This window comes from Olsenella uli DSM 7084 (assembly GCF_000143845.1).
GTDB classification, from domain to species: Bacteria; Actinomycetota; Coriobacteriia; order Coriobacteriales; family Atopobiaceae; genus Olsenella; species Olsenella uli.
The window spans coordinates 1,529,827-1,542,832 of sequence record NC_014363.1; the positions used below are offsets into that span (position 1 = coordinate 1,529,827).

Below are 13,006 nucleotides of genomic sequence, written 5' to 3' on the forward strand. Positions count from 1 at the left end.
GGCGTCCATGCGACTCCCCGACGCGCGCTAGCTGCGGTTCCCGTCAAACTCGTCCCGCTCGTCCAGCCAGGCTCGCAGGAGGGAGACGTAGCGTTCGTGATCATCGGCGTAGCACATATGCCGACAACCCTCGAGGAGCTCCCAGCGAGCGTTGGGCAGCGCGTCGAACATGGTCTTGGCGATGAGCGGGGTGCAGAGGTCGTCCGTTCCGCTGATGATGAGCGCGGGCGTCTGTATGTCAGGGAGCCGATCCGTCACGTCCCATTGTGAAAGGGTGCCCGTGGGCATGAGCTCGTTGGGGCCCCAGGCCACCGCATAGGACTCGGCTCCCGAGCGCTTGGGCCTGCGCAGGCACTCGGGCGCGTCGGGCCCGTAGCTGAGGTCGGCGCAGTGGAGCCCCATGTAGTGGTCGATGGCACGCTGGTAGGCTGCACCGGAGAAGTCGCCCGTCCCCTCGGCCTCCCTCAGGGCGGCCCACTCGTCCGCAGGAAGCTGGCGTGCCATGCGATGCTGCTCGCGGCCCCAGAGCTGTGAGGACGGCAACGTGCTCGACAGGACGACCGAGCACGCGCCACGGTCCGCCCCCACCGTGGCGACGTGGCGCGTGAGGTAGGTCAGGGCGAGCATGCCTCCCCACGACTGGCCCAGCAGATGAAAGCGCCTGAGATTCAGCCATGCCACCAGGGCCTCGAGCTCCCCCAGCCAGGTCTCGACATCCCAGAGTTCCGGATGGCCCTCCAAGTAGGACTTGCCGCAGCCAATCTGGTCGTAGGAGACGATCGCCCGGCCGTCGTCGGCGACGCAATCGAGCAGCTCCATGTAGTTATGTGTGGAGCCCGGTCCCCCGTGGAGGGTGACGAGCGGCACCCTGCCTGACGCGAGCGACTCCTCGAGGTCGCCCACCACACGGTAGTACGTCCTGTGTCCCAGGTATGGCAGATACCCCTCGAACACCGCTGGCATCATGGGATCCCTTCCTCCGGGCCCCTGCGGCTAGCGCGACTTCGTGGGCTTGCGCGCGGCTGGCTTCGCCGTGGTCCTGCGCCCCGTCGCCTTGGCCGTCGCATCGCGCTTCGTCTTCGTCGTCGCACCACGCCCCGCCTTGGCCCCACCCCTCACGTCATCCAGGGCCTTTGCGGCGGCGGCACACGCGAGCTCGGCGTCCTTCAGGCCGGCCTCGGCTCGCTCCACACGCTCGTGGGCGCTCCTCTCGTTGGCGACCGCCTGCTCGACCGCCTCCTTGGCCTCTCCCGCAATCCACTCGGCGGACGACTGGATCCCTGCGGCCTCGTCGGCAGCCGCCTGGGCCTCGTCGGCCCTTCGGGTAAGCGCCGCAAGCTCTTCCAGCGCCCGATCGCGCTCGGACCAGGCGTCCCGCGCAGCCGCAGCAAGCTCGTCGGCACGGGCGACATGGCGAGCCACCGACCTGCCCTCGGCCTCGAGGCGCTTCGAGGTGCCCTTCACGGCCTCCACGGCGACGCTCAGCGCGTCGCGCGCTGCCGACAGCTCGTCCCTCTGCTGTGCAAGCAGGTCCTCGGCATGCTTGACGTCTGCCTGAGCGGAAGAGATGCGGGCGATCTGGCTACGCTCGGCAAGGCCCGAGCCCTCCAGCAGGCAAGGGAGCAGTTGACGGGCCTCCTCCTGCCACCAGCTCCAGTCATGGCTCACGTCATAGCCCCAGTACTCGAACGTGGCACCCAGGTTCTTCTCGGCAAAGAGGGCGTCGAGGGCACGCTGGGTCTCGATACCGCTCTCGCTCTCGTGGCGACCACAGACGAAGGCCATGGGCCTCTTGCGCAGGAGACCGGCGCACTTGCCTCGCGGGGAAAGGCTCCGCACCAGATCGACCGGCGAGAGGGACAGCCACTCCTCGGTGACGTCATCCGTGAAGGCACGCACGTCATAGGTGCCAGAGAGCGCCAGGAGCCCCCCGAAGAGCTCCGGATGGCGCAGCATCACAAGCGCCGCGTTCAGCGCGCCGATGCCGACTCCCGCCACGAGCGGCAGGTCCTGTGACGCAGCATGGGCCGACACGAAGGGCAGGAGGCCGCTGCGGACGTAGTCGAGATAGGGCATGAGGCTGCCCAGTCGATAGGAATTCCGGGCACCATGGGCGTACCAGCCCTCACTATCCACCGAATCGAAGCAGAACAGCTGAATCCGCCCGTCCTCGACGAACTCGGACAGGGCCTCGACCATGCCGCCGTTCTCCCAGCTCGTGCACGAGGCGTCGCCCTCGGGGAAGACGACGGTGGGCCGGCCGGCCTCGCCATAGACGATGACGTCGAAGTCCTTGTCCATCTCGTCGCAGTGCAGGGTGCATTCCTTCAGCTCCATGAGGCGTCCTCCCTCTCGCAGCGTAAACATCGCGATAGCGCTCGCGGCATGCGCTCGCGGCATGCGCTCGCGGTCTCCATCCATTGTGCGACAAGACGCGTGACGCAACCACAGGATTTGTCCCGCGCCAACAAAAGTGCGCCCGTCCGTCTCGCTATCCCGGAAGCTGGCCTGTCGCAAGAATGTGGTCGAGCGCCGTCTCGTCGAGCACCGTCACGCCCAGGGCCTGCGCCTTGGCGAGCTTGGAGCCTGCGGCGGCGCCCGCGACCACGAAGCTGGTCTTCTTCGAGACCGAGCCCGATACCTTGGCGCCCAGGGCCTTGAGCCGGCTTCCCGCATCGCCGCGGCTGTACTTCTCGAGCGTGCCCGTCAGCACGAAGGTGAGGCCGTCCAGCGTTTGGGGACGCTTAGGCCCCTCGCCGAAGCCCTCCTGCTCGAGCGAGACCCCAGCCGCGCGCAGGCGCTCGACCACGGCGACGTTCCCCTCAACCGAGAAGAACCCCCGCACCGACTGGGCGATCTTGGGGCCTATGCCATCGACCTGGGCCATGTCCTCCTCCGTCGCGGCCGCGAGCGCCTGCATCGAGCCGAAGCGGTCGGCCAGGAGGTTTGCGACACTGGCGCCCACGTGGCGGATGCCCAGGCCGAACAGGACGCGCCCCAGACCCGCGCGCTTCGAGGCCTCCACCTGCCCCATGATCTTGCCGGCGATGGTGGGTCCCACGACGATGCCGTCGCCCTCCTCGTGGCCCTTGCCGGCCGTCTCGTACACGCGACCGGTGTCGACGGCGGCAAGCGTATCAACGTCAAGGCGATCGTAGTAGTCCGCGACATCCGTCAGGATGCCCTGCTCGACCATGCGGCCCACGATCTCGTCGCCCAGGCCGTCGATGTCCATGGCATTGCGGCTCCCCCAGTGGATCAGGCGCTCGGACGCCTGCGCAGGGCAGTCTATGGACACGCAGCGCCAGGCGACCTCGCCCTCCTCGCGCACGACGGGACTACCGCAGCTGGGACAGGTCTCGGGCATGTCCCAGAGGGGACGCGCCTCGTGCTCGGCAGCGAGGGGGCCCTCGGTCACGGGCCCCACGACCTCGGGGATCACGTCGCCAGCCTTGTGGACCACGATCGTGTCGCCCTCGCGCACGTCCTTGCGACGGACCTCGTCGATGTTGTGGAGCGTGGCACGGGCTATGGTCGACCCTGCGACCACGACGGGATCGAACTCCGCGACCGGCGTCAGCACGCCCGTGCGTCCCACCTGCACGCGAATCTGACGCAGCACGGTGCGCCTCTCCTCGGGCGGGAACTTGAAGGCCATGGACCAGCGCGGCGCGCGGGCCGTGAAGCCCAGGGCGGCCTGCCCCGCGAAGGAGTCCACCTTCACGACGACGCCGTCGATGTCGTAGTCGAGCTCCCCTCGGTACGCCAGGGCATCGACGCAGAAGCGACGCACCTCGCGTGAGCTCTCCACGCGGCGGGCGTGCGGGTTCACGCTGAAGCCGCAGTCCTTGAGCCATGACAGGAAGTCATGCTGCGTGTCTATGGCAAGCGGACTCTCGTCGGCCACGGCGTAGATGAAGGTCTCCAGGTCGCGGGCCTTGGTCACGCTTGAGTCCTTCTGGCGCAGGCTCCCTGCGGCGGCGTTGCGTGGGTTGGCGAAGGGTTGACGCCCGGCGGCGTCGTTCTGCTCGTTCAGGCGGACGAAGCTGTGCTTGGGCATGTAGACCTCACCGCGGACCTCGATGGAGACACCGAAGCCGCCGCCCGCGATGCGTCCCATGCCAGCGGACGCCAGCGCACGCGGAATGTCCTTGATCGTGAGGGCGTTGGCGGTCACGTTCTCCCCCGTGGTACCGTCACCACGCGTCGCCGCACGCACCAGGGTCCCGTCGCGGTACGTGAGCGCTATGCCCAGGCCGTCGATCTTGAGCTCGCAGGTGTAGGCGACAGGGCGCTCGGCGGTGGCTCCCAGGGCCCCGTCGGTGCGCGCCAGCCACTCGTCCAGCTCGTCCAGGCTCATGGCGTCGTCGATCGAGTACATGCGCTGGGCGTGGCGGACGGGTTCGAACTGGTCGCTCACGTAGCCACCGATGCGCTGCGTGTAGGACTCGGGCGAGACGAGTTCGGGGTGGGCCGACTCGAGAGCCTGGAGCTCGACGAGGAGGCGATCGAACTCCGCGTCCGTCATCTCGGGGTCGTCCAGCGCGTAGTAGGCATAGGCGGCGCGGCTCAGGATGCGGTTGAGCTCTGCCGCGCGTGCGACGGGGGTCGAAGCCGAGCCGAGGGGCGCCGAGGCGGCGGGGCAGGCGCTCGCAGACGGGGCGTCGGGGGCTTCCGGGGCACCGATGGCAGGGGGGTCGTCGAACAGGGACGTCTGGGGCGTATCGTCTGACATGCGGTGCTTCCTCCCGCGCTCGTGGGGGTGCAGGTCCCTGGCGGCACCTGCGGCTGGTCTCTTCGGAGTGCGATTATCGCATGGAAGTGCAGGCTTCAGCCATTGTCGCGTGCACGCGTTTTCGAAATGTGTGCACGCGGCATTTCGCGAACTGGGCAAACGCTAAGATCGTGCACACGGTTTCAAAACGTGTGCACGAGGCATCGACTAGGTGCAAGCCCTCGCCCCCGCCCCGCCGCTCGACCCGCCGCCCGACCTTCCATCACACAACGGAGGAGCCATGGACCTTCTGTTCGGCACCGACCCCCTGCCCGATGGCAGCCCTTTGCCCAATACGGGATCCCTGCTCAGCATCAGCCCCCGACTTGCGGACGACCACCTGGACGCATGGCTCGACCTTCTCCCCCCAGAGACGATCGAGCGGATGGAGCGCATCGACAAGAGCCCAGAGCTAGCCGATGGCACGTCGTTCCTCCCGCCACGCGAGGACGTGCTCAACGCGCTGCGACTGACCGACCCCGACGCCGTACGCGTAATCATCCTGGGGCAGGATCCGTACCACGAGCCTGGACAGGCCATGGGGCTGGCGTTCAGCGTACGCGCGGGGACCACGTACCCACCGTCGCTGAGAAACATCCTGAAGGAGCTTCGGGCGGACCTGGGCCACGAGGCCCGAGGCGGTGACCTCACCCCCTGGGCCCGGCAGGGCGTCCTGCTCCTGAACACGGTGCTGACCGTCCCGTGCGGCAAGGCCAACGGCCACGCCAGGCTCGGCTGGCTGGACGTGACCTCGGCCATACTGGATTGCGCGCTGACGAGGACGAGCCGGCTGGGGCACCATGTCGTGCTGCTGTGCTGGGGAAAGCAGGCCCTGGCCTATGCCCAGGGCTCGCCCGCCGCCACGCTGCCCAGCACGCATATCGTCGCGTCCACGCATCCCTCCCCGCTCTCCGCCAGACGCGGCACCAGGGACCTTCCCGCCTTCATGGGAAGCAGGCCGTTCTCCACCACCAACGCGATCCTCGCGGACCATGGCGAGGAGCCGGTGGATTGGTGCACGGTGTAGGCCATCCGACAACGGACCAGACGAGCCTCCTCATACCACTGTGCCTGCGGGAGGGCTCGGCCCCGGATGTCGCGCTCGTGGTCTCGCTCCGCGAGAGCGGCAACTACCGGGGGGACCATCCTCACGACGCACAAGGCGTACCTCGACGCACCAGGCGTACCTCGACGCACGCCTGATCTGTCGTCCGGGGGAGGACTGGCTCACGGCGCGGTTACCGCGCCGTGGCGCACGCCCTCACCATCCGGCCCGGCAGTCACGGCCTCGCTCGATGCCCTTGGCTCACTCGATGCCCCTGACCTTGTAGCCGGCGCCCTCGACGGCCCTCTCGAGCGCTGCGTCCTTGACGAGCAGGCCGGCATCCAGCCTGGCGGTGCCGGAATCGAGGTCGACGACGACGTTCTCGACGCCCCTGACGGCCTCGAGCGCCTCGGTCACATGGGCCGCGCAGTGCTCGCACATCATGCCTTCGATGCTCAGGGTCCTTGCCTTCATGTGGGTCTCCTTCTCCTTGCCGTCATTGCCTTTGTCGCCATTGCCACCATAACCGGCCTGCGCGGCCTCCACGGAGCTCGCGCCACCAGAGCGGTCGGTAGTGGGGATGGGGGAAGTGGGGGCGCTCGCAGGGACCGCCGCACTCCCACGCGGCTCCCAGCGGAAGAGGCGCAGCGCGTTGCTGACCACGAACACCGAGCTGAAGCCCATGGCAGCCGCACCGACCATCGGGTTCAGCGTGATGCCGAGGGGCGAGAGCACGCCCATGGCCACGGGAATGCAGACGGCGTTGTAGAACAGCGCCCAGAACAGGTTCTGCTTGATGTTTCGCATGGTCGAGAGGGACAGCTCGATGGCGGTTGCGACGTCGGCCGGGTCGCTGTGCATGAGCACGATGTCGGCACTGCCGATCGCGACGTCCGTGCCAGCACCAATGGCAATGCCAACATCGGCTCGGGCCAATGCCGGGGCATCATTGATGCCGTCGCCGACCATGGCGACACGATCGCCTCCCCGCTGCAGCTCGCGGATCTTCTGCTCCTTCTGGCCGGGCAGCACGCCAGCGACGACCTCGTCCACACCCACCCGGGCGCCAATCACGCGGGCCGTCGCCGCCTGGTCGCCCGTGAGCATGACGGTCCTCACGCCCAGGGCGCGCAGCCGTGACACCGCATCGGCCGAGCTGGGCTTCACGACGTCCGTCACGCCAAAAAGGCCCAGCACGTCGCCGTCGGCGGCGGCGAAGAGAGGGGTCTCGGCGGAAGCGGCCATCTCGTCCGCGCGGACGGCCAAGCCGGACGCGCCGACGCCCACCCCACGGTCCGCCATCAGGCGGGCATTGCCCACCAGCACGTGATGGCCCGCGACGTCGGCCTCGAGGCCCCCGCCGGCAACCTGTACGAAGTTGTGCACGTCAGCCTCGGAAGCGATGTTCCTCTCATCCGCATAGCTGACTATGGCCGCAGCCAGCGGGTGCTCGCTCATGCGCTCGACGGCCGCAGTCAGACCGATGAGCTCGTCTTCCGACACGCCGTCAGCCAAGACCGCATCGCTCACGCGAGGCGCGCCCTCGGTCATGGTCCCGGTCTTGTCCAGCACGACGACGTCCAGCTTGCAGGCGGTCTCCAAGGCCTCGGCGCTCTTGATCATGATGCCGTTGGCGGCCCCGCGCTCCGTGCCCACCATGATGGCGGTGGGAGTGGCCAGGCCCAGCGCACAGGGACAGCTGATGACCAGGACGCTGACCGCATGGTTGAACGCCACGGCAAAGTCACCGGGCGCGAAGACAACGAGCCAGCCCAGGAGCGTCACCACGGCCACCGCGATGACGGCGGGCACAAAGACGCCGGCAATGCGGTCGGCCACGCGCTCGATGGGTGCCTTGGTGCTGGTGGCCTCGTCCACCAGGCGGATGATGCCGGCGAGTGCGGTGTCCTGGCCGACGGCGGTCGCCTCCATCTGGAACCAGCCGCCCTTGGTGACAGTCGCACCGGTCACGGAATCGCCGACGGCCTTTTGCACGGGCACGGGCTCGCCGGTGATGGCGGACTCGTCCACGAGGGCCTCCCCCTTGGTCACGACGCCGTCCACGGGGACGGCCTCGCCCGTACGAACGACAAGGGTCTCCCCTGCACGGACCCGTTCCGTGGGCAGTTGGACCTCGGCGCCGTCACGCACGACCGTCGCGGTCTTGGGAGCCAGGTCCATGAGCGCGCTTATGGCACTCGTGGTCTTGCCCTTGGCCCGCGCCTCGAAGTACTTGCCCAGCGTGATCAGCACGAGAATGGTGCTGGCCGAATCAAAGTACAGGCCATGCATCATGGCATGATGCGCACCCTGCATGTCCATGGAGCCCAGGGCCAACGCCATCTGGTATACGCCCACGAGGCTGTACGCGTAGCTTGCCGCCGACCCGATCGCGATGAGCGAGTCCATGTTGGGCGAAAGGTGCGCCAGCGTCTTGAAGCCCCGGGTAAAGTAGCTGCGGTTCACGAACAGGACCACCGTGGCAAGGAGCAGCTGCGTCACGGCCGAGGCCATCATGCCCTCCATGCCCGCCAGGCCCGGCGGCTCGGGCCATCCCAGCATGGGTCCCATGGCCAGGTAGAACAGGGGCACGCCAAAGACCAGTGACCACAGCAGCTGGTCACGCCTGGCGCGCGTCGCCTTGTCGGCATTTGCCTGTGGGTTCGCGAACGCGCTGGGCGAGGAGGACGCGGCATCGCGACTTGTGGCCCCCTGCCCAGTGGGCGACATGCCGCTCGCGGCGTCCGAGGCGGCACCTGCGACGCCTGGGGCGACAGCGCCCGCGCCTGCCGAGCGCGGACTCGCGCCGTAGCCCGCCTTGTCGATGGCCGCCACGACCGCGGCGACGGTGGCGGGGTTGCCGTCGTAGTCAAGCTCCATCGAGTTCTTGAGCAGGTTGACGTTGGCCTCGGTGACGCCCGGTACGCCCGAGGCGGCCTTGCCTACGCGAGCCGAGCACGAAGCGCAGGTCATGCCCGTGATGTCAAGGGTCTCCTTCATATGCGGTCCCATCTCCCCCTTTGCGCGGGTTGATCTACATGAACTTCCTGAGGAGTTGCATGACCTCGTCGACGGCCTCGGTGTCGCCGGCCTGGACGCGCTCGACGACGCAGGTCTCCAGATGGTCCTGCATGATCTCGCGGCTGACGGCCTTGACGGCCGACTGCACGGCAACCAGCTGGGTCAGCACGTCTGCGCAGTAGCGGTCATCCTCGACCATCGACTTGATGCCTCCCAGCTGGCCGATGGCCCGGTTGATGCGGCAGGCGACGTCACGCTTGAGCGCCTCGGAGCGCGGCGTTGCCTTCTGGTGGCAGCAACCCTCGGATGCTGGAGACGCGTTCTTCTCGGGCATGGGCGCTTCTCTCTCTTAATACCCCTTAGGGGTATGTATCACTGACATGAACTATACCCCTTGGGAGGTCTCTATCACCAGCGGCGAACGCGTTCCAAGCGGGTGGGGGCTGCGTCCTGCCGTTCGACGCTTGCGGACGATTCCGTGCCTTCCCGAAGGCCCCGGAAGAACGTCTGCAGGCACAGAGGACGTTTGCGAGACAGGCCCACACCCTGAAGGGGTGCGGGCCTGCCGAGTCGACATGCCTGTCATGTGCCTTACGTCTGCAGACGGACGCGCAGGTGCGGCGATGGGCGGCGATGCGGTTCCGAACGCACGGCCACCTAGCTCTGGGTGGAGTCTCCCGAGCCCGTCGTCCGTCCGGTCGTGTCCAGCGAACCGCCGCGGTCGTTGTAGAGGTACTCGTAGATCTGCCGCAGCATCTCCTCACGGCCGCTGGTCCCCCTGTCATCGCCGTCGTCGCCGCTGCCGCCACCATTGCCGTAGCTGTTGCCATGGCCGCCGTTTCCGTCTAGGCCATTCTCCCGCAGCTGCTCCTGCCGCTGGCGCTGCTCGGCCTGCTCCTTCTGAAGCTCCTCGTCGGAGCCCAGGGTGACGCCGACGGTCTTCTCCTCGCTGCCACGCATGAAGGTGACTTGGACGGTCTCCCCGATGGCATGTGAGCGGACGTTGAGGATCATACCGTCGGCCGAGGTGATGGGCTCCCCGTTGACTGCGGTGATGATGTCGCCCTTCTCGATGCCGGCCTGGTCCGCCGGGCTGCCCTCGGTGACCGCCGCGACGTAGGCCCCCTGGTTGACCGAGAGCTTGTTCCTCTCGGCATTCTGCGCGTTCACCGTCTGCATGGACAGCCCGATGTAGGCGTGCGTGACCGTCTCGCCGGCGATGATCTTGCTGGCCACCTGGACGGCATAGTTGCCGGGAATCGCGAAGCCGATGCCGGCGAACGAGTCCGTGTCGGACGAGAAGAGCGTGCAGATGCCGACCAGCCTTCCCTTGTCGTCCACGAGGGCGCCACCGGAGTTGCCGGGATTGATGGCCGCGTCGGTCTGGATGAGGTTGGTGTAGAGGGTGTTGCCCGAGGCAGACTCCATCATCTGGTTGCGGGCGAGCGAGCTGACGATGCCGGACGAGACGGACTGGTCGAGGCCGAAGGGGCTGCCCACGCTCATGACCCAGTCTCCCACGACGAGCTCGTCTGAGTTGCCGACCTCGATGGGACTCACCTCCGCGCCGTCCCAGTCGACATGGATGACCGCCAGGTCCGATGACGAGTCGGACCCCACCAGCGTCGCGTTGTAGCTCTTTCCGTTGTACGTGACGGAGATCGACGTTGCGCCCTCGACCACGTGATAGTTGGTGATGATGTTGCCGTCCTTGTCGTAGACGACGCCAGAGCCCAGTCCCGACCCCTCGGGCGTGGTCACGTTGACGGACACGACCGATGGCAATGCCTTGGCTGACGCAGCCTGTGCAACGGTCGCGTCATCAGAGCTGGCGTTGATGGTGACGGTCCGGCCTGCGGAGCTCTGGGTCGTGGCCGATGCGTTTCCGATCACGCCGCCCGCGTAGAGCGCAGCTGTCAGCGCAGCCGCGCCCAAGACGCCACCGACCAGCCCCACGAGGGAGACCTTCCACCATCTGCCGCGAGAGTCCCCACCGCCGCCGTTGCCCCTGCCGGGGACGGGGACGGAGGTCGTAGCGGCGGCACGTGCGGTGCCCATGGCATCGTCTGCGCCGGCCCTCCCGGCCGCATTGTGCGTGCCCGCAGACGCCGCTGCCCCGTCCCGCATCGGGATGGGGGCCTGCAGGGTGGGCTGCTGCTGAGTGGACTGTGCGGCAGGGTCGCCTGACCCGGCTACGGGAGGACGGTCGTTCTGGTAGTCATCCATGCTGAGCTGTTCCTTTCCGGGCTATCGCCCACCTGACAAGGCCCACGCGCGTCACGCACGCAACACATGCGAGCCTGTCCTTTGGGAACTGTACCCCTCGTCCCGCCCGTCCCATGGCCCCGCCGCATCTCACACGCCACGGAAACAACGCTTTTGGATTTCTGAAGACGTTGGTGCGCCGACCAGAGCCTTGGCCTCGGCGCACGTTGGCCTCGGCGCGCGCCATCAGGGGCAGGCTAGAACTTGAAGAGGTATCCGACGCCGCGGACGGTGACGATGTGCGCTGCCACCTGCGGACCGACCTTCGAGCGGACGCGACGGATGTGCACGTCGACCGTGCGGGTGCCACCGCAGTACTCGAAGCCCCAGACGCGGTGGAGCAGCGTCTCACGCGAATAGGCGCGGGAGGGGTGCGTCGCCAGGAAGGACAGCAGCGAGTACTCCATGAGCGTGAGGTCCACCGGGGACTTGTCAATGTAGACCTGGTAGGTCGCCAGGTTGATCGTCATGTTGTCCACGGTCACGATGTCGGCGGGCGAGCTCTCCTCGCCCGGCCACAGGAGCAGGGCGCAGCGGACCTCGAGCTCGACCTCGCCGGCAGTGGAGAGGATGAAGTCATTGCGGCCCTGGGCGGGCATGTGCAGGCTGTCGAGCCTGCCCTCCTCCTGGATGGTGAGCGTGGGGATGAAGCCGTTGTCCGAGACGTAGGAGTCCACGGCATTGAGGGCTGTCTGGTCAAGGCCATCCGTGTCGAGGATGACGAGATCGAAGCTATGGCCTGAGGACACCGCCTGGGGGAAGGTCTCGGGGGTGGTGGGGAGAATGGACACGTCAAGCGCATGCTTGAGCTCGCGCATACGGTCGATGAAGCGTGACGTCCTCGCTACGAGCAAGATGTTCTTGTGGTGCATCAAGAGCTCCCCGAGTCAGATATGGCGCGTCCCAAGCCGAAAAGCGGGAACGCTTGCAGTGCGTTCCCGCTACAGACTAGCATAAACGGAATCTTGCAGCTTGTTATATGCACAGGTTGTTGCAGATAAAACAGGCGCTTGCGCCGGAAGCCGCGACGACGGGGCCCGCTAGCGGATGCTACCCAGGAACTCCTTCGTGCGATCGGCCTGTGGATGGTCGAAGACGTCCTCGGGAAGCCCCTGCTCCACCACGACTCCGCCCTCCATGAAGACGACGCGGTCGGCCACGTCGCGAGCGAAGCCCATCTCGTGGGTGACGACGATCATGGTCATGTCCCCGTTCAGCGCGAGGTCGCGCATGACGGCCAGGACGTCGCGGACGAGCTCCGGGTCGAGCGCCGAGGTGGGCTCGTCGAAGAGCAGCACCTTGGGATGCATGGCGACGGCGCGGGCGATGGCGACGCGCTGCTGCTGGCCACCGGAGAGCTGGGGCGGCTTGTAGTCTGCGCGATCCACCAGGCCGACGGCGTCAAGCTGCTTGAGGGCCTCCTCGCGCGCCTCGTCCTTGCCCCGCCTGAGCACCTTGGTCTGGCCGATCATCACGTTCTCCAAGGCACTGAGATGTGGGAACAGGTTGAAGCCCTGGAACACCATGCCCAGGTTTCGACGGAGCTCGTTGACGTTTGCCTTGCTCGTGCCCGTGATCTCCTCGTCGTCGATCAGGATGTGGCCCGCCGTGGGAGTCTCGAGCAGGTTGATGCAGCGCAGCATGGTCGACTTGCCCGACCCCGACGGGCCGAGGACCACGACGATCTCACCGTTCCACACGTTGAGGTTGACGTCACGCAGGACAGGCGTGTCGGTGAACGTCTTGTTCAGGTGCTCGATGCGGACCACGGGGTGCTCGCCGTCCACGAAGTGGTGACGGGAACGGCCCTTGTCCCGCTCGAACGCGATGCGCGCCGCCTCCGCGGCATCCATCGCGGGAGGAACCGTGGCCCTCTCGGCCACGTGCTTCTTCGAGAACAT

At 67.3% G+C, this 13,006-nt stretch carries 9 protein-coding genes; 1 reads left to right on the forward strand and 8 read right to left on the reverse strand.

The annotated features are described in order from the left end of the window. Positions 1–27: 27 nt before the first annotated feature. From pepI to ligA, 3 genes are all read right to left on the reverse strand, one after another. Positions 28–966: a proline iminopeptidase gene (gene pepI / locus OLSU_RS06700; RefSeq protein ID WP_013252194.1), complete on the reverse strand. Its 939-nt coding sequence runs from the start codon at positions 964–966 to the stop codon at positions 28–30. Positions 967–993: 27 nt separating this feature from the next. Continuing rightward, positions 994–2,337 (reverse strand): esterase family protein, encoded by a 1,344-nt coding sequence (locus tag OLSU_RS06705; RefSeq protein WP_013252195.1) that lies wholly within the window; start codon positions 2,335–2,337, stop codon positions 994–996. Between the two features lie 154 nt (positions 2,338–2,491). Further along, a complete protein-coding gene (ligA, locus tag OLSU_RS06710) occupies positions 2,492–4,735 on the reverse strand; it encodes an NAD-dependent DNA ligase LigA (RefSeq protein WP_013252196.1) in 2,244 nt (747 codons plus the stop codon). Positions 4,736–5,015: 280 nt separating this feature from the next. Between ligA and OLSU_RS06715 the strand changes: the two genes are divergently transcribed. Continuing rightward, positions 5,016–5,801, forward strand: coding sequence for a uracil-DNA glycosylase (locus OLSU_RS06715; protein ID WP_013252197.1), 786 nt, complete (start codon positions 5,016–5,018; stop codon positions 5,799–5,801). Between the two features lie 279 nt (positions 5,802–6,080). On the opposite strand, the gene OLSU_RS06720 is transcribed toward OLSU_RS06715, so the two are convergent. The 5 genes from OLSU_RS06720 to OLSU_RS06740 form a co-directional block, all read right to left on the reverse strand. After that, positions 6,081–8,819, reverse strand: a complete 2,739-nt coding sequence (locus tag OLSU_RS06720) for a heavy metal translocating P-type ATPase (protein WP_013252198.1) — start codon at positions 8,817–8,819, stop codon at positions 6,081–6,083. 34 nt (positions 8,820–8,853) lie between these two features. Further along, positions 8,854–9,174 carry a metal-sensing transcriptional repressor gene (locus OLSU_RS06725; RefSeq protein WP_013252199.1) on the reverse strand — a complete coding sequence of 107 codons (321 nt, stop codon included), beginning with the start codon at positions 9,172–9,174 and terminating at the stop codon, positions 8,854–8,856. A gap of 323 nt (positions 9,175–9,497) precedes the next feature. Beyond that, positions 9,498–11,066 (reverse strand): S1C family serine protease, encoded by a 1,569-nt coding sequence (locus OLSU_RS06730; protein WP_013252200.1) that lies wholly within the window; start codon positions 11,064–11,066, stop codon positions 9,498–9,500. Positions 11,067–11,302: 236 nt separating this feature from the next. Next, entirely contained in the window at positions 11,303–11,977 is a 675-nt protein-coding gene (locus OLSU_RS06735; protein WP_013252201.1) for a winged helix-turn-helix transcriptional regulator, read from the reverse strand. A 168-nt stretch (positions 11,978–12,145) separates the two neighbouring features. Further along, entirely contained in the window at positions 12,146–13,006 is an 861-nt protein-coding gene (locus tag OLSU_RS06740; RefSeq protein ID WP_013252202.1) for an amino acid ABC transporter ATP-binding protein, read from the reverse strand.

Excerpts from the sequence above, each read along its gene's own strand:
- pepI (WP_013252194.1), bottom strand. The coding sequence starts at position 966 with ATGATGCCAGCGGTGTTCGAGGGGTATCTGCCATACCTGGGACACAGG.
- OLSU_RS06705 (WP_013252195.1), bottom strand. The coding sequence starts at position 2,337 with ATGGAGCTGAAGGAATGCACCCTGCACTGCGACGAGATGGACAAGGAC.
- ligA (WP_013252196.1), bottom strand. The coding sequence starts at position 4,735 with ATGTCAGACGATACGCCCCAGACGTCCCTGTTCGACGACCCCCCTGCC.
- OLSU_RS06715 (WP_013252197.1), top strand. The coding sequence starts at position 5,016 with ATGGACCTTCTGTTCGGCACCGACCCCCTGCCCGATGGCAGCCCTTTG.
- OLSU_RS06720 (WP_013252198.1), bottom strand. The coding sequence starts at position 8,819 with ATGAAGGAGACCCTTGACATCACGGGCATGACCTGCGCTTCGTGCTCG.
- OLSU_RS06725 (WP_013252199.1), bottom strand. The coding sequence starts at position 9,174 with ATGCCCGAGAAGAACGCGTCTCCAGCATCCGAGGGTTGCTGCCACCAG.
- OLSU_RS06730 (WP_013252200.1), bottom strand. The coding sequence starts at position 11,066 with ATGGATGACTACCAGAACGACCGTCCTCCCGTAGCCGGGTCAGGCGAC.
- OLSU_RS06735 (WP_013252201.1), bottom strand. The coding sequence starts at position 11,977 with ATGCACCACAAGAACATCTTGCTCGTAGCGAGGACGTCACGCTTCATC.
- OLSU_RS06740 (WP_013252202.1), bottom strand. The coding sequence starts at position 13,006 with ATGTTCTCGAAGAAGCACGTGGCCGAGAGGGCCACGGTTCCTCCCGCG.